13 protein-coding genes are annotated in these 16,579 nt (G+C 70.8%); 5 read left to right on the plus strand and 8 right to left on the minus strand.

Going from position 1 to position 16,579, the window contains the following annotated elements; genetic code table 11:
* Positions 1–87: 87 nt before the first annotated feature.
* From ABT008_RS10085 to ABT008_RS10095, 3 genes are all read right to left on the minus strand, one after another.
* On the minus strand, positions 88–399 hold the full coding sequence (locus ABT008_RS10085; RefSeq protein WP_350695278.1) for a hypothetical protein: 312 nt from the start codon (positions 397–399) through the stop codon (positions 88–90).
* Between the two features lie 251 nt (positions 400–650).
* The gene (locus ABT008_RS10090; protein ID WP_502890386.1) at positions 651–2,408 is read right to left on the minus strand and encodes a CDP-glycerol glycerophosphotransferase family protein; all 1,758 of its coding nucleotides are present in this window, start codon (positions 2,406–2,408) and stop codon (positions 651–653) included.
* Between the two features lie 194 nt (positions 2,409–2,602).
* Positions 2,603–4,756 carry a DUF6077 domain-containing protein gene (locus ABT008_RS10095; RefSeq protein ID WP_350695282.1) on the minus strand — a complete coding sequence of 718 codons (2,154 nt, stop codon included), beginning with the start codon at positions 4,754–4,756 and terminating at the stop codon, positions 2,603–2,605.
* 230 nt (positions 4,757–4,986) lie between these two features.
* On the opposite strand from ABT008_RS10095, the gene ABT008_RS10100 reads away from it, so the two are divergent.
* Positions 4,987–5,523 (plus strand): acyltransferase, encoded by a 537-nt coding sequence (locus ABT008_RS10100; protein WP_350695284.1) that lies wholly within the window; start codon positions 4,987–4,989, stop codon positions 5,521–5,523.
* A gap of 54 nt (positions 5,524–5,577) precedes the next feature.
* On the opposite strand, the gene ABT008_RS10105 is transcribed toward ABT008_RS10100, so the two are convergent.
* Together ABT008_RS10105 and ABT008_RS10110 are read right to left on the minus strand one after the other, a co-directional pair.
* The gene (locus ABT008_RS10105; RefSeq protein WP_350695285.1) at positions 5,578–6,861 is read right to left on the minus strand and encodes a nucleotide sugar dehydrogenase; all 1,284 of its coding nucleotides are present in this window, start codon (positions 6,859–6,861) and stop codon (positions 5,578–5,580) included.
* A 4-nt stretch (positions 6,862–6,865) separates the two neighbouring features.
* Positions 6,866–8,434, minus strand: a complete 1,569-nt coding sequence (locus tag ABT008_RS10110) for a glycosyltransferase family 2 protein (RefSeq protein WP_350695287.1) — start codon at positions 8,432–8,434, stop codon at positions 6,866–6,868.
* A gap of 373 nt (positions 8,435–8,807) precedes the next feature.
* On the opposite strand from ABT008_RS10110, the gene ABT008_RS10115 reads away from it, so the two are divergent.
* Positions 8,808–9,950, plus strand: coding sequence for a putative hexosyltransferase (locus ABT008_RS10115; RefSeq protein WP_350695289.1), 1,143 nt, complete (start codon positions 8,808–8,810; stop codon positions 9,948–9,950).
* Between the two features lie 17 nt (positions 9,951–9,967).
* On the opposite strand, the gene ABT008_RS10120 is transcribed toward ABT008_RS10115, so the two are convergent.
* Entirely contained in the window at positions 9,968–11,815 is a 1,848-nt protein-coding gene (locus ABT008_RS10120; RefSeq protein ID WP_350695291.1) for a DUF6311 domain-containing protein, read from the minus strand.
* A 284-nt stretch (positions 11,816–12,099) separates the two neighbouring features.
* On the opposite strand from ABT008_RS10120, the gene ABT008_RS10125 reads away from it, so the two are divergent.
* The 3 genes from ABT008_RS10125 (at position 12,100) to wecB (ending at position 14,490) form a co-directional block, all read left to right on the plus strand.
* Positions 12,100–12,630, plus strand: a complete 531-nt coding sequence (locus ABT008_RS10125) for a class I SAM-dependent methyltransferase (protein WP_350695292.1) — start codon at positions 12,100–12,102, stop codon at positions 12,628–12,630.
* Positions 12,631–12,646: 16 nt separating this feature from the next.
* Positions 12,647–13,297: a hypothetical protein gene (locus ABT008_RS10130; protein ID WP_350695294.1), complete on the plus strand. Its 651-nt coding sequence runs from the start codon at positions 12,647–12,649 to the stop codon at positions 13,295–13,297.
* A 107-nt stretch (positions 13,298–13,404) separates the two neighbouring features.
* On the plus strand, positions 13,405–14,490 hold the full coding sequence (wecB, locus tag ABT008_RS10135; RefSeq protein ID WP_350695296.1) for a non-hydrolyzing UDP-N-acetylglucosamine 2-epimerase: 1,086 nt from the start codon (positions 13,405–13,407) through the stop codon (positions 14,488–14,490).
* An 84-nt stretch (positions 14,491–14,574) separates the two neighbouring features.
* Here the strand turns inward: wecB and ABT008_RS10140 are convergent, their stop codons facing one another.
* Positions 14,575–15,177, minus strand: coding sequence for a hypothetical protein (locus ABT008_RS10140; RefSeq protein ID WP_350695298.1), 603 nt, complete (start codon positions 15,175–15,177; stop codon positions 14,575–14,577).
* 30 nt (positions 15,178–15,207) lie between these two features.
* Positions 15,208–16,554 (minus strand): glycosyltransferase, encoded by a 1,347-nt coding sequence (locus ABT008_RS10145; protein ID WP_350695605.1) that lies wholly within the window; start codon positions 16,552–16,554, stop codon positions 15,208–15,210.
* Positions 16,555–16,579 lie beyond the last annotated feature (25 nt).

The raw sequence follows: 16,579 nt of genomic DNA on the forward strand, positions 1-16,579 counted from the left end.
ACCGTGGCGACACGGTCGGCGGAACTGACCTTAGATGGTCGCAGACAACCGCCCCGGGTGACAGGCCCAGGGCCGGGTGACGGTGGTTCAGAGGCCGAAGACCTCGTCGGCGGTGGCGTCGCGTACGCCGTCCACGAAGCCCCGGAAGGCGGGATCGTCGTGGCTGGCCGGCACGGTGGTGACCAGCTCACCCGTGGCCTCGGTGACCGCGTCGACCAGGGGCGGGAAGTCGATCTCGGCATCGGCGAGCGTGTCGTCGTCGGCCTGGCCGAGGTTGATCACCTGCTGGACGTCCTCCGCAGCGGTGTCGGGGTCGCCGGCCCAGTCCGCACCGGCCCGGTAGCACTCGTCGTAGAGCGCCCGCTGGCTGTCGGTCCAGTCCTCGTGGTAGCTCTCCACGCCCGTCCCCTCTCCCGCGACCTGCCTCCGAGCATGCCCGTCCGCGCGCCCGGCCGGGCCCGTACCGGACAAAACCGGTCCCGGCGCGCCGCCTGCCGGCTCGTTTCCGGCCGGGACGACGCCGCGCCGCCTGCCGGGCGGCGGCCCCGCCCGGTGCCGGACGCGCGACCCACTGGTGCTCAGCCCGATGCCGGACGACGACGCGCCCGGGACGACAGGTCGTCCCGGGCGCGTGGCGGTCGTGATGTCGGTCAGCGGCAGAGCCGCCCGATCTCCTCGGCGAACCGGTCCATCGGGTTCGCCTCGGCCGGGCCGAGCAGATAGGTCTTCAGCTCCCGCCGGGCCTCGGTCATCGGGTCGTCGCCGGCCCGGGTCACCGCGACGATCTTCTCCAGCTCACCACAGTCCGCCGCGAGCAGGTACGCCGCCCGCGAGGTGGGGAAGGTCCGCCGGAACTCGTCCTCGGGCAGCCCGGCCGGGTTGGCCACCACGTACGGCCGCTGGCTCTGCACGAAGTCCGACACCACGCTGGAGACGTCGCTGATCAGCAGGTCGGTCTCGTTGAAGCAGTCGAACAGCGCGGGCACCCGACCGGTGACCACCCGGTGCGCCGGCCCGTCCAGGCCGGCCGCGTCGACGTCGCCGCCGGCCGCCCGGATCCGCTCGACGATCCGCTGGTGCACCGCCTTGGCCTGCTTGGACCGGGTCCCGGTCAGCGGGTGCGGCTTGTAGATCAGCCGGACGGCGGGGCGGGTGGCCAGCAGCGCGGCCACGATCCGCTCCCCCATCAGCATCAGCGAGGTGTGGTACGGGTCGTCGTCGAGCCACCCCTCCCAGGTGGGCGCGTACAGCACGGTGAACGGGCGGTCGACGGACTCCGAGCCGAAGGTGTGCACGCCGGCCAACTGTGGGCGACCGATCTCCACGATGTCGGCGTCCAGCACGCCCACCCCGGCCCGCGCGTACCGCTCCCGACCGGCCAGGCCGGCGACCCACACCTCGTCGTAGACCTTGCTGTACGGGTTGACGCTGGCCGCCTTGTCACTGTCACCGTGCCCGACGAAGACGTGCTTCATGCCGGGCTCCCGCAACATGTGGATATTCGGCCCGACGTTGGCGGCGTACAGCGTCACCTGGATGCTGCTCTTGTCCAGGTTCATGAAGTCCGGCGCGGCCGGCACGAAGACCACCGGCAGCCGGGTGTCGGCCAGTTCCAGGAAGGCGTCCCGGTTGCGCATCAGCACCACCGCGTGACGCCCCACGGCCTCGATCGGCGCCAGCCACATGTTCGCCTGGTAGACGTCCTTGGCCGGGCCGGCGAAGTAGAGCGCCACCTCCGGGCGGTAGCTGTTCAACCACTGCTGCACGGCCGGCAGCGGCGAACTCTGCCCGGCGCCCCGCCCACGCAGCCAGGTGAACGCGACGATGCCGCCGATCACCCCGGCCAGCCCGACGGCCACCGCACCAGCCAGGAAGACCGGCATCACGTCGGCGGCGACGACGGCCACCACCGCGGCCGGGACGAGCAGGACGTTCGTCCACGGCAACCGGTCGCCTGCCGCCTCGGCGACCCATCCCGGCGGGCGGGGGGCGGACCGCTTGCGACCCAGATCGATGTTGCGCACCAGCGCCGAGTCGGCGGTGCGGCGGTCGATCATCCGGTTGAACGCCCCGGCGAAGACCGCGATCAGCCACACCGCGGCGGGCAGCAGGAGCAGCAGGGTCAGCTCGACGCCGGTCACCGGCACGTGGGCGGCGACCAGCAGCACCACCGACAGGTCGCGAGCCAACTGTCGGTAGACCAGGCTGACGCCGACCTTCTCCAACAACGTCACGGTGGCCGGCGACCACCGCGCGGCGGCGAACTCACCGAGGACGGCCGCCAGGCCGGCGACCGCGAAGAGACCGACCCAGCCGAAGGCACCGGCGGCGAGCAGCACCAGATAGGACGCCAGCAGCAGGGCGCCACGCGGGGCGACTCCCACGCGCGAAGTCAACATGCCGAACAACGAGAATGCTCCCTCACGAGATCGATGACCGGCTGGATGCGCGTCGACGGCCGCCAGCGTAGCTGCGACCTTAACGCGAAGTGCCGTCGGGACGAAGGTCGGGTATCAGGCATCTTTCTCCCAAACCACCGTTGCCCGCATCGCTGACCGCCCGCCTCGGACAGTCGGCCTGACCAGGCCGAACGCGCGCGCCCTCAGACACGACGCAGACAGACCACGATGCCGGACCGGCCCGGCACCCGACGGCTGGCGAACTCGACGTAACCCAGTTCGCCGGCGGTCTGTCGGGCGTAGCGGTTTCCGCCGTAGACACAGATCGTGCCGACGTCCACCCGCTCCAACGCCCCGGCGACCTCCTCCGGGGTGGGACGCTCGTCGGCCGGTGCCCCGCTGGCGAACCGGGTCAGCAACAGCCGATCCTTGGCGAACTGCGACGTCAGGTCGTACTCGACCAGATAGAAGTCGCGCGGCAGCACGACCCGCATCTCGCTGGTCACGATCGGCGTGGTCCGCATGATGGTGTCGGGCGCGAGCAGGAAGCCGTCCGGCCGGTCCAGACCGTCGATCCAGAACACGATGCTCTGCCGGTGCTGCGGCAACTTCCAGGTCGGCCGGTCGTGCACCTCCACCCAGCTACGCTCCGACCACATCGGAGTGGCGTACGCGGCGAACGAGGCCACCATCACCCCGGCCAGCGCCACCCCCACCAGGGCGCGCACGGCCCGCAGCCCGGTGGGCAGCCAGACCGTGCAGAGCAGCCCGACCAGCGCGGGCAGGGCGAGCAACCACGGCACCCGCCAGAGGACCACCGAGATGCCGGTGAGCGCGGCGAGCCACTCCAGCACGCCCGGCACCAGCAGGACGCTCAGCGTCAGGGTGCCACCGGCCGCCAGCAGGGCGGGGGTGCGGCGGCGGACCAGCAGCGGCCCGCACCACAGCGCCAGCCCGCCGATCACGCCGACGATGCCGACCTCGAAGGTGCGCCGGTAGGTGTACTCGGCGTCATAGACGATCGCGTCCGCCCCGGTCGCGGTGCCCTGCCCGAGGACCAACTGCGTCACGATCACCGCGCCGACCGGGTACGCCACGGCGGCCACACCGGCGACCAGCGCCGCCTTCCAGCGGCCGACCAACGTCATCATCAGTGCGGCGCCACCGACCAGCATCGGCAGGATGATCGCCGCGGTGGTGCTGAGCCCGATCGCGGTGACCGACAGCGCGACGATCAGCACCAGGATGCGCGGGGACCGGTCGTCGAACCAGCGGGTCAGGTAATACCACATCAGCGGCACGACGGCGGAGACGAACATGCCCTTGCCCTCGTAGAGCCGGGGCAGGTGGAAGGTGCCCAGGGCGGCGTCCGGGCCGGCGACCAGCCCGAGGAAGGCGATCGCCACGGTGAACGCGAGCACCGGACGTCGGGGCGCCCACTGCTGCACCACCCGCCAGAGCGCCAGCACGGCCAGCACGGCCAGCACCGGCAGCAGCACGTACCAGGTCGCCGAGGCGGCGTGGATGTCGAGGAACCGACCGAGCGCACCGGCGAAGACCTCGATGCTGGCGGTCGGCGGCAGCGAGGCCATCGCCGGGAGCACGTTCTCGCTGAACAGGAAGTCGTTGAGCGGGACGACGTCCCGTTGCGCCACCCACACCGACCGGCCCACGTAGTAGACGTCGTCGGGGGTGTTCCGGGCGATGAGCAGCGAAGCCACCGCGACCAGACCGGAGACCAGCAGCGCGTACGCCGACTGCGCGGCGGTCGGTGCCGGCGTGGGCGGCCGGGTCGCCGGGGTGACCCGCCAGGTCCGCCGGGTCAGCAGCACCGCGCCGACGGCGGCCACCGCCCCGGCCGAGGCCGGCACCCACCAGGACAGACCGTCGCCGGCCGGCGTTCCGGCCAGGCCGGCGGTGATCGCCGCGACGACGCCGAAGAACAGGACCGGCACGGTCCACCGACGCGGGGCCACCGGCGGCCGGCCGGGCGGTTCGCCCGCCGGCTCCGTGCCGGTTCCCCGATCCGTGTCGGCCGCCTCCAGCGTCCCGCTGTCCGGGGCGGGCCGGCCGGCGCGCCGACGCCACCACCATCGCAGCGGTGGCGCGAGCAGGACCGACACCACGCAGGTGACCAGCCAGATCCGGAACGTCGACGACGGGGCGAGACCGAGCGGGAGGGCCGCGTGATACAGCAGCGTCCAGAGCGCGAAGGCCAGTACGGCACCGTCGGTGAGAACGGCGGGCAGTACGGCGGTCACGGCACCGACCCGGCGCCCGACCGACCGCAGGCGGCCCGGTGCGGTCGGTCCGTCGACCGCTGTCGGGACGGTGGCGGCGACGGTCTGGTCGGTCATCGACAGGGGTCCTTCGTGGTAGGCGCAGGGCTGCCCGGCCCGGCGTCGACGGCCGGCGTGAGCGGGCATCGTGCTGGATGAACGGCACCGAGGGTATGCCGAGTCGGACCGACGTGAGGACCTGGCTCGCCGGGGCCCGGACGTGGACGACCGTGGCTTTCGCAGGGCCCGACCGGAGGTGGGTATGCTACGCCACGTTCGATGCCCCCGTGACCCGATGGGATCCAAGGTTGACTGACGAGAGCGCCTCCACCGTCTTCGTGCACCCGACCGCTGACGTCGAGCAGGGCGCCCAGGTCGGCGACGGGACCAAGGTGTGGCACCTGGCCCACGTCCGGTCGTCCGCGCAGGTCGGTGCGGGCTGCGTGATCGGACGCAACGTGTACGTCGACGCGGGTGTCACGGTCGGCGACCTCGTGAAGATCCAGAACAACGTCTCCGTCTACCAGGGGGTGACCCTGGAGGACGAGGTGTTCGTGGGCCCGTGCGCGGTCTTCACCAACGACTTCCGTCCCCGCGCGCAGAACCCCGACTGGAAGATCACCCCCACCGTGGTACGCCGGGGCGCCTCGATCGGCGCGAACGCCACGTTGGTCTGCGGCATCGAGGTCGGCGAGTACGCGATGATCGCCGCCGGTTCGGTGGTCACCCGGGACGTCGCGCCGTACCAACTCGTGGCGGGCAACCCGGCGCGGCCGAAGGGTTGGGTCGACGAGCGCGGCGAGGTCGTCTCGCGCGACGTGGACAACCCGCCGCAGCGCGGCTGACCCGGTCAACGGCACGGGCCCGGCGACGCGGTCGCCGGGCCCGTCACCGTTCGTTCAGCCGCCGATGACCACTCGGCGCACACCCACCCAACGGTCCGGGTCGGTGACCCGCCGGCCGTCCACCAGCACCGTCACGCCGGGCAGGTCGGCGGGAGCGAGCGTCCGGTACTCGGCGTGGTCGGCCTGGACGACGGCGGCACCGACCGGCTCTCCGGCGTAGCCCGGCAGGCCGTGCGCCACGAGTTCCTCGTTGGTGTACATCGGGTCGGTGACGTACGGCGTCGCGCCCCGGCGGCGCAGCGCCTCCACGGTCGGGAAGACACCGGAGAAAGCCGTCTCCTTGACCCCGCCCCGATAGGCGGCGCCGAGCACCAGCACACCGACGCCGGTCAGGTCACCGTAGGCGGCGGCCAGGAGGTCGACGGCGTACTCCGGCATGGCCACGTTGGCCTCCCGGGCCGACCGCACCACCGTGGCCGCCGGGTCGTTCCACAGGTACATCCGGGGATAGACCGGGATGCAGTGCCCACCGACGGCGATACCCGGCGAGTGGATGTGGCTGTACGGCTGCGTGTTGCAGGCCTCGATCACCTTGGTGACGTCGACACCCACCGTGTCGGCGAAGCGGGCGAACTGGTTCGCCAGGCCGATGTTCACGTCCCGGTAGGTCGTCTCGGCGAGCTTGGCCAGCTCGGATGCCTCGGCCGAGCCCAGGTCCCAGACGCCGTTCGGACGGTCCAGGTCGGGCCGCTCGTCGAAGTCCAGCACCGCCTCGTAGAAGCGCACGCCGTGCTCGCCCGACGCCTCGTCGATGCCGCCGACCAGCTTCGGGTAGCGGCGCAGGTCGGCGAAGACCCGGCCGGTGAGCACCCGCTCCGGACTGAAGACCAGGTGGAAGTCCTTGCCGGCGGTGAGCCCGGAGCCCTCCTGGAGCATCGGAGCCCACCGGTCGCGGGTGGTGCCGACCGGCAGGGTGGTCTCGTAGCTGACCAGGGTGCCCGGCTTGAGGCCGGCGGCGATCGCCCGGGTCGCGTCGTCCATCCAGCCGAAGTCCGGCACGCCCTCGGCGTCCACGAACAGGGGTACGACCACCACGACCGCCTCGGACTCGGCCACCGCCGCGGCGGTGTCGGTGGTCGCCGACAGCAGCCCGGCGGCCACCGCCTCCTTCAGCTTGACGTCCAGGTCCGTCTCGCCGGGGAAAGGCACGGCCCCGTCGTTGACCAGCTGGACGACCCGCTCGGAGACGTCGGCACCGATCACCCGGTGTCCCTTCGAGGCGAACTGTACGGCCAACGGCAGGCCGATCTTCCCGAGGGCGACGACGCAGATGTTCATGGAACTACTTTCCTCTCGACGACCACTTGGTGGTCAAACGGGCGACTATCCGGCGCGACGTGACAGACGTGATCATCAGGATCACCCGGTGCTTGCGATCCGTGTGCGGCGTGACCAGGTACAGGCGGAACCCGCGCCGGGCCGCCCGACGTGGCGCGGCAGGACGTCCCTCTGCCCGCAGCCCGGTCGTCGCCGCCCCGCCCAACACGCTGAGCTTGACCTCGACCTTGCGCGGCTCCGCGCCCGCAACCCCGATGCCGAGCAACTGGTGCAGCGGCCATTGCGCCCGTACGACGGTACCCGGCCCGCCCGGACGCAGCGTGACGGCGGCCGCCAGCCCGCCGAGGCTCACCTGGACCGCCTGCGGCGGAAACCCGGCCAACTGCGCCCAGGGGCTGTGCGCCGTGAGCACGAGCGTCTGCGCGCCGGTCTCGTCGCGTTCCCATGCCAACTCGGTCGCGGTGACCTTGATCGCCTGCTTGGCGGCCCGCTCGGTGACGTCGTACCACTCGTCCGGAAAGCCCAGCTCCGGGTCGCGGAAACCGAAGTAGTGGGCGTAGCCGCGGTCGCCGACGACGGTCACCTCGGGCAGTGCGCCGTCCTTCTGCTGGCGGATCAGCTGGAGCAGCCGGTCCAGGTCCCCGTGCCCGGCGGCCAGCAGGCGCAACCGGACGGCGGGAGCGAGCCGCTCGCGGATGCCGTCGGTGAGGTAGTTCTCGACGAGCCGGCGGATCCGTTGGTGGGCCTGCTGCTGCCGGGCCGGTTCGAGGTCGAGGAAGTCGGCCTGGAGCAGCTTGGCCACCTCCCAACTGAAGTTCCGCAGCAGGATCGCGTCACGCCGGTGCCCGGGCTCGATCAGCCCGACGACGAACTCGACCAGCTCCTCGGCGCAGCGCAGTCGCTCCTCGAACCGACTGGCGTAGGTGATGTTCTGCGCGTTGTCCCGTTTGACCGCGTAGTAGTAGACATAGTCGGCGAGGACCGAGATCCGCCCGGCGCGTACGCAGGCCTCCAGCGTGAAGGGCTGGTCGCTGCCCATCCGCATGTCCTCGCGGAACCGCAGGCCGTGCCGCTCGATCAGGTCCCGCCGGAACAGCTTGGTGTTCGACAGCGACCAGGGCAGCTCGCTGTCGAAGAGGTCGACCTGCTCCGAGGTGCTGGCGTAGATGGCCTGGTGGACGTAGCGGTTGTTGGTGCCGACCATCCGGCCGAGCACCACGTCCGAACCCCACCGGTCGGCGGCGTCCACCAGCCGCTCCAACGCCTCCGGCCCCAGGTGGTCGTCGGAGCCGATGAAGAAGACGTACCGGCCCTGGGCGACCTCCAGCGCGCGGTTGCTCGGTGCCGCCGGACCGCCCGAGTTCGGCTGGTGCAGCACTGTGACCGTGCCCGGGTACCGCTTGGCGTAGCGGTCGAGCTCCTCACCGCTGCCGTCGGTCGAGCCGTCGTCGACCGCGACCACCTCGAGCCGGTCCAGGCCAATGGTCTGCCCGACGAGCGAGTCCAGGCACTCGGTGAGGTACGGCATGGTGTTGTAGACGGCGACCACGACCGTCACGTCGGGCGCGGTCATCCGGCCATCTCCGCCGAGGTCAGAGCCGTGTCCGTGAGCAGCCCAGCCGGCCCCGGCAGTAGCCGGGAACCACCGTCGACGCGTCTCCGAGAATCCACCGCTGCGGTCGTGCCGTCAGATCCCATCCCCGCCCGTTTCCGTCGTAACCGGTGCCGCCGTCCGCGGGACCCGAGCGAGTCTACGACAAGGATTCAGGTCGGAAGGCCCACCGCTGGCGGCAGTCCCGTGACCTGCAGCGCCGCTTGCTAACCTCCGTGCTGTTCAACGACCGGTGGTGGCCCGGGTCGGTGTCCCGCCCCTCGGCCACACCGGGATTCCAGCACGACGCGAACAGGATCGCGGGCTGATTATGGTGATGACGGAAGAAGACCGCTTGCTGGTACCGAAAGGTCCCAGCCACACCCGGCCCGGCCGGATTCAGCGGCTGCGTGAGGCCGCCTTGTACGCGCTCCCCGCGATCGTCGCCTACGCGGCGATCCGCCTGGTCGGCGTGGTGGCCGTCTATGTCTGGGCCCGGAGCAGCGGCCGCTCCCCCGGAGCTCGTCTGGCGAGTTCGGACGGGGTCTGGTATCTGGGGATCACGCAGGACGGGTACGACGGGTTCGCACAGACGCAGAGCAACATGGCGTTCTTCCCGCTCTATCCCGGGCTCACCACCGCGTTGGATCGGATCTCGCCGCTCACCGCCAGGGACGCGGCGCTGATCGTGGCCTGGTTGGCCGGTCTGGCCGCCGCCTGGGGGCTGTTCGCGATCGGGGCACACCTGCACAATCGACGCACCGGCGTGCTGCTCGCCGCACTCTGGGCCGCAGTGCCGCACGCCATCGTCCAGTCCATGGCGTACAGCGAGACGCTGTTCACCGCCCTCGCCGCCTGGACGCTCTACGCTCTTCTGCGCGGCTACTGGGTCACCGCCGGCGTACTCTGCCTCTTCGCCGGCCTGACCCGACCGACCGCCTCTTCGTTGATCCCGGTGGTGGGGCTGGCCGCGCTGGTGGCGATCGTCCGACGCCGGGACGGCTGGCGCCCCTGGGCCGCCGCCCTCCTCGCCCCCGCCGGCTGGCTCGGATACCTGGCCTGGGTGGGCCGCGAGGTCGGACGCCCGGACGGCTGGTTCCACATTCAGGACGTCGGCTGGGGCAGTACGTTCGACTTCGGCGCCGACACTTTCCGCCGAGGCCGGGAGGTGTTGGCGGATTCGGCCATGCCGCAGATGTTCGTCGTGAGTGTCGTGGTCCTCCTGGCGGTGATGTTCTTTGTGCTGAGCATCATCGATCGACAGCCGTGGCAATTGCTGCTGTACAGCGGGTTGTTGCTGGTCACCACGCTGGGCGCAGCGGGCTACTACAACGCCAAGGCTCGGTTCCTGCTGCCGGCCTTCCCGCTGTTGCTGCCCGCCGCTGTGGCGTTGGCCCGGGCCGGCTGGGCCCGGGCGATCACCGTGCTGGTGACGATGGCCGCCTTCGCCACGTATTTCGGTGGGTACCTGCTGCTGATCTGGCGATGGTCACCCTGACCCGGTGACCGGAGGCGTCACCGGGTGAACGGGCGAACGTCCCACAGCCAGACGTCACCGACCCGCCGGCCCGGCCCGTACAGCGCGTTGAGCACAGTCTTGAGCGCCTCGTGCCGACGAGCGCCCCGGTCGGGCAGCACCACCGCGTCGGCCTTCCAGTAGCGGACGTCGGCCCGCGCCTGCGCGATTTCAGCCGGGCCGACCGTGGTGTCCCGCTTACCTGCCGACACCGCCGTGAGCAGGTCGGCCGTGGGCTGAGGGTCCACTCCCCAGCGCCCGGTGGTGTCGGTCGCGGAGACCGGCCCCAGGAAGTAGCCCTCGGGCACGGCGAAGCCGGCCAACGCGGCGGAGCCCCAGTAGACCGAGGTCATCCGGGCGACCGGCACCGGCACCAGGGTCCGGCCGGGCGCCACGTGATCACGCCAGGCGCCACTGGTGACGAAGTCCGGCACCGGAGCCCGCCCCTGCGCCGGCAGGGGTACGGGCAGGATGGGCAGGAGCGCCGCAGCCACGGCCACGGTTCCCGCCGCGACGGTGAGCCGACCGAACGGCCGTTCCCGTTGAGCGGCGAGCCGATCCGCGGCCACCGCCAGCAACACGCCGAGCGCCACGGTGGTGATGAGGGCGAATCGCGCCACCACCAGGGCATCGAAGATCGGCAGGTGCTGCACGAGCGCGAACGGCGCCGGGACGTCGGTGCGCCGCGTGCCGGCGGTCCAGGTGGTGCCGATCGAGAGCAACGCCGTCACCAGCCCGATGATGCCGAGCACCCAGACGATGACCTCGCGACGCAGCCAGCAGAGTGCGCCGAGGAGCAGCACCAGCATGGGCCAGCCGTAGAAGCTCGCCTCCTCGGTGGTGTTCGGCGTGAAGCCCACCGCGCTGGTCGGACCGCCGGCGACCGACTGGGTGGCGAACCGGACGTACGAGCCGAGTTTGAGAGCGTACGCGTCCGGACCGCCCGGATGACCGACCCGGTGCTGTGGGCCGGCGAAGTGCATCCAGAGCGGATACGCGGCCACGACCACCACCAGCACGGCGGCGAGCGCCAGGCCGGGCAGCAAAGCGCGCCCGCGTCGCAGCGCGTCGCGCGGCCGAACGGCGAGATACACCAGGACGAGCAGCAACAGACCGAGCGCGGTAAGGAAGAGGATCTCCAGGCTGACGAAGAACTGCGCCGTCACCAGTGCGCCCAGCACCAGGCCGTCGCGGACCACGTGCCCACCCCGGGAGAGCGCGACCACCCGCCAGACGATGAACGGGACCAGCCACTGGGCGGTCATGTGCGGATGACCGTTGCTGTGCGAGACCAGCGCCGGGGCGAAGGCGCAGAACAGTCCCCCCAGGAAGGCCGCTGCCCGGGAGTCGACCACGTGCCGAGAGAGCACGTGGTACCAGGCGTACGCGGTGCCCACCAGGTTCAGGGTGATGAACAGCAGGTAGGCGACCGGCGCGCCGAACAGCAGGGTGACCGGGCTGAGCACCAGCCCGGGCAGCTGCATCCCGACGTTGGCCATCAGGTTGACCCCGTCCGGGGCGTTCTGGAGCGTGGTGAAGAACGGGTTCTCGAAGTGGCTTACCGCGTGCGCCGCGTACGCCAGCATCCATTCGTTGAAGCCCTGGTCGTCGGGGCGGCTACCGAGCAGACGACCGTACGGGTCCAGCCACCCACGGGCGGTGACCCAGCCGGCACCAAGGAGGAAGACCAGGGCCACCAGCGCGTCCATCGGCCAGCGCCGGGCAGTACCGCGACCGGCGCCGGCGGGCGGCTCGGTGCTCGCCGTCGGGGCGGGTGTCTCGTCCTCCGCCGCCCCGACGATCTCGGCGGCGTCGTGCTGGAGGTCGCGGGTGTCGGGCGCGGTCATGGGTCAGGAGCCTACGAGACGGGCGATCGGGACACAGACCCGCTATCGGTCGTGTCGGGGGCATGGTTCAGCGGGCGCCGACCCGGCCGAAGGCTGATAGCGTCGCCACTGGTTCGAGTCCACGCAGCCGGACCGCATTTGCCAAACCCTATCGGCAATATCGGTGATGCCCGATGACGTTATTATCGGCGGAGGAAAACGCCGCATACTGGAACCAACGCCACGAAAAGGAAGGTGAGCTCCGTTCCGGCGGCCACATCTCCCTCGACGAGTGCACCAATCGGATGTTCTACATTCGACGCCTCGCCCTGCTGCTGGAGATCACCGGCCACCACTCACATCCCGTAGCTCCGCTGTTCCTGTTGGACGCAGGCTGCGGCAAGGGGTGGTTCAGCCGGGAACTGGCACGGTTTGGACACCAGGTCGACGGCGTCGACGCCAGCGAAAGCGCCCTCACCGTCTGCCGGGCCCGGGGCGGCGGCCCGCAGTTCCACCACTCTTCGTTGGCCGACTGGCACAGTCCATGGCTCTACGACGTGGTGGCCTCGGTCGACGTGCTGTTCCACATCCTCGACGAGGAGGAGTGGGAGCGGTCTGTTCGCAATCTCGCCTCGCTGGTCCGGCTGACCGGGCGGCTGGTGGTCTCCGACTGGAACGGCGAGGGTACCCGAGTTTACGGCAACTACCAGGTGGTCCGCGGCCCCTCCCGCTACCTGTCCGCGCTGACCGGACATGGACTGCGCTACGACGGCTGGCACGGGTACGGATTCCGGCGGAGCCCGATCGGCTTCCACGTGTTCACCCGGATTCACTGAGCGGAGGCGGAGAACGATGTTGATCCAGGAGTTGCTGCCGCTCTTCGGCACAGTGACGGAGATCGTCGACAGCACGCCGGAGCGGCTGGACCTGCGCCGCCTCCTCCGGATTCCGGACGAGGTCCGGTACACCGCGCGGGAGGGGCGGCGGGAACTGGATCCCGGCCAGCTGCTCGTCGTCCTGGTCGGGGCGAACCCGCCACAGACCGACCCGGCGGGGCTTCCCGACATCCTGGCTCCCTTGAGGACCGGCGCCCAGGCGCTGCTGCTGCTCGGCTGGGCCATCGACGAGATCCCCTCGCACCGGCTCGTCGATCCGCTGGTGCGCAGCGGCTGTCAGGTGATGAACGCCGTGCCGTTGGATCGACCGGCCGGCCACGGGGCCGATGCCGCGATCGTGGCGCAACGGGTCGACCGGCTCACCGCACCACGGCCGTACCTGCTCGAACTCGACGACGACGGTCCGCTCCCGCAGGACGGCGGCGCGACGGTCGAGCGGGACGGCGGTGCCGCAGACCGGTTCGGCCTACGGATGGCGAACGAGTGGCACCTCACCGACCTGGTGTCTCGACCGTTACGCCGTCGGCTGCGCGAGCAGGAGGCCGAGCTGGCTACGCTGCGCCGACAACTGGCCGAGCAAACGGCGCGGAACGAAGGCGGTTCCTAGTGCGGGGTCGGCTGGCCAGCGGTTCACCTGACGGACACACGGTGACGTATCGTACGGGGCCAGGGCAGGACTTGTCCTGGTAGCCACCCAAATCGGGAGATATTCGCGTGAAGGTCGTCAGTGTCGTCGGGGCCCGTCCCCAACTGGTCAAGCTCGCACCCATCGCGGCGGCCTTCGCCCGGACGGCCCATGAGCACATCATCGTGCACACCGGTCAGCACTACGACGCGGACCTGTCGGATGTCTTCTTCAGCGGGCTGGGGATCCCGGATCCCGACGTCCACCTGGGCGTCGGCTCGGGCAGCCACGGAATCCAGACCGGCGCGGTGCTCGCCGCCATCGACCCGGTGCTGGACCGGGAGAAGCCGGACTGGGTACTCGTCTACGGCGACACCAACTCCACCCTCGCGGGTGCCGTGGCCGCCGTCAAGCAGCACCTGCCCGTAGCCCATCTGGAAGCAGGGCTGCGATCGTTCAACCGGCGGATGCCCGAGGAACACAACCGGGTGCTCACCGACCACGCCGCCGACCTGTTGCTCGCTCCGACCGACGAGGCGATGCGCCACCTGGCGGCCGAGGGCCTGGCCGCCCGATCCGCGCTCGTCGGAGACGTGATGGTCGACGTCTGCCTGCGCATTCGCGACGACGTGCGGGCCGACGGGCACCCCGCACCGGCTCTGCCCGAGGGGATCGACCCGACCCAGCCCTACCTGCTGGCCACCCTGCACCGGGCGGAGAACACCGACGATCCGCGTCGACTGGCTGACCTCGTCGCCGCGCTCAACGACCTGCCCTTGCCGGTCGCGCTGCTGGCTCACCCTCGGCTGATCGCCCGGGCCAGGGAGCACGGCATCAAGCTCGACCAGGGAGCGGTCCGGGTCGGCCGGCCACTGCCGTACGCCGGCATGGTCGCCGCGGTCCTCGGAGCCGCCGGCGTGGTCACCGACTCCGGCGGGCTGCAGAAGGAGGCCTACCTGCTCCACCGCCCGTGCACGACGCTGCGGCCGGAGACCGAGTGGGTGGAGACCCTGGAGGGCGGCTGGAACCACCTCGTTCCCGACCCGCACCAGCTCCCCGAAGCGGCCTGGGCCGAACTCGCGACCAGGCCCGCGCCGGAGACGCCCACCGGCACCCCGTACGGGGACGGCCGTGCCGCGGAGCGCGTGGTGCAGACCCTGGAGCAGCAGGCCTGAACGGCACTCGGGGCCGCGCGGTCGATGTTCGACCGGACGCGGCCCCGATACGCATCCCCGACCCGCACCGGCGGGCCGGACGCCTCAGGCGCTTCCCGACGGTGCCTCATAAGGGCTGAGGTCAAGCGCGGTCGTGGCCGGTACGTGCTGATGCTGACGGGCAAGCCGCCAGCCCAGCGGTACCGCACTGACATCGGCCGCGACGATCCGGTCGGCCGAGCCGACGTCGAGCGTCGCCACCGTCGCGCGTCCGGCACGGGCCAGCAACCACGGCCGGGCCTGCCGGTAGATCGGGACGAAGACACGACGGTGGAAGCCCTTGGCGACGCGACGGTGACCGCGTTCGGTGAGCCGCAGCACCGCGTCGAGCGGGCGTCCCACCTTGTGCCGACGAGTGATCCGACGGGCAGCGGTGATAACCCGACGCGGGCCGCTGAACACGAGTACGTGCTCGGCGCGCCGCACCGGATGCCGCTTCTCATTCACCATCAGCGGGTGTACCCGGACCCCCGCCGGCAGCTCGACATCATCGAGCCGGGTCTTGTCCACCAGTACCAGGTCGACCTCGACACCTGCCTCGTCCAGCTGGCTGAGATAGGCCAGCACCTTGTCGGAGGGCTGGTAGTTGAGGCTGAGCAGCAGCAGCCGGGGCGGGACGCCCGATGTCTGCGCGAACCGGCCCGGCATCGGCCTCTCCTTCTGGTCTCTCGGCATCTTCTAGCGTCCCGTCAGCTCGGCGTCGGCCTCGTTCGGAAACCCTGCGATCGTGCGCAGCCGCTGCGTCAACGGTCGGAGCAGCGTCTCCCGGGTGTAGCCGTCAGCGTGTCGTCGTGCGGTCGCGACCTGCTCGGCGGTGAGGTCGCGGGCCGCCCGACCCGCCTCCACCATCGCCTGCGCCACCGCGTCGACGTCCAGTCCGTTCGGATCGAACCAGAGGGGGTAGCGGGTCAGCACCTCGCGCGCCGCGATGTCTGGCGCGTGCACGGAGACGATCGGGCGACCGGTCGCCAGGTATTCGAAGATCTTCCCCGATGTGACATACCGGCCACCACCGGCCAGGAACACCAGAACGTCGCTCTCTCGGTAGACCGCGGAGACCTCCGTCTTCGGCACCGGCCCCCGGCAGTGGATACCGGCTTGGTCGTCGCTCTGCTCGTCACCGTGTGGGTCGAGTCCGAGTCGCTCGCGCAAAGCACTCGGGCTGTTGCGGAAGAAGCCGAGGTGGCCGTGGATGTTGAGTTCCGCGTCAGCGAGTTCGGGGTGGGTACGTGCTCGCCGGAAAGCCGCCGCCAACTCCTCGACCGGCTGGTTCACCGTCAACGTGCCGAGGTAGCCGAAGCGCAGGGGCCCCTCCGCCCGAGGCTTGAACTCCTCGACCTCCATCAGGTCAGGGTCCCACCCGTTCGGCACCACCATCATCTTGTCCGCGAACGCGGGGTACCGCTCGGCGTGCCAACCGCGTAGGGCCTGGTTGACGAAGACCAGCCCGGACGCGCCCCGCATCACCCTTTGCTCCCACTTGAAGGCGGGATGTCCGTCGGGATAGGCGGGCGAGTCCGTGAACAGGTTCAACGTCCACGAGTCGCGGTAGTCCAGAACGTAAGGCACGCCGGTGAGCCGGCGGAACAGCCACGCGGCGGCGAACGAGGCGTGCGGGTTGCCGGTCGCCAGGACGACGTCGAACCGCTGCCTGGCATGCAACCGCAACGCGCGCCGAACACTTGCCCAGGCCCACGACGCGTACTGCTCGGGAAAGATCCGCTCCGTACGCCAGTCCTCGAACCGGCGGGCCAACACCGGCATGGTGCCCCGGAAACGCCCGAACCTGCGCAGGTCGTTCTCCCACCGGTTCATGTTCATCTCAGGACGCTCGACCTGGATCTGCGGGTCGACCGTTTCGAGGAGATCCTCGTCCACGGTGCCCACGACGTCGTACAGGAAGCGCAGAGGTGCGGCGCAGACGGTCACGTCGAAGCCCTGTTGCACCAGATGGTTGGCGGTGGCGCGGGCGCGGTACACACCGCTCGCCCGGGAGGGTGGAAAATAGAAGGACAGGTACAGCACCCGCGGCCGACGGGCTGAAGGGCTG

The sequence above is a fragment of the Micromonospora sp. NPDC002389 genome, assembly GCF_040296095.1.
Taxonomy (GTDB): Bacteria; Actinomycetota; Actinomycetes; order Mycobacteriales; family Micromonosporaceae; genus Micromonospora.

Bases quoted from the DNA above. Each gene is read 5' to 3' on its own strand.
- ABT008_RS10140 (WP_350695298.1), bottom strand. From the start codon at position 15,177: ATGCCGGGCCGGTTCGCGCAGACATCGGGCGTCCCGCCCCGGCTGCTG.
- ABT008_RS10120 (WP_350695291.1), bottom strand. From the start codon at position 11,815: ATGACCGCGCCCGACACCCGCGACCTCCAGCACGACGCCGCCGAGATC.
- ABT008_RS10095 (WP_350695282.1), bottom strand. From the start codon at position 4,756: ATGACCGACCAGACCGTCGCCGCCACCGTCCCGACAGCGGTCGACGGA.
- ABT008_RS10130 (WP_350695294.1), top strand. From the start codon at position 12,647: ATGTTGATCCAGGAGTTGCTGCCGCTCTTCGGCACAGTGACGGAGATC.
- ABT008_RS10110 (WP_350695287.1), bottom strand. From the start codon at position 8,434: ATGACCGCGCCCGACGTGACGGTCGTGGTCGCCGTCTACAACACCATG.
- ABT008_RS10125 (WP_350695292.1), top strand. From the start codon at position 12,100: ATGTTCTACATTCGACGCCTCGCCCTGCTGCTGGAGATCACCGGCCAC.
- ABT008_RS10105 (WP_350695285.1), bottom strand. From the start codon at position 6,861: ATGAACATCTGCGTCGTCGCCCTCGGGAAGATCGGCCTGCCGTTGGCC.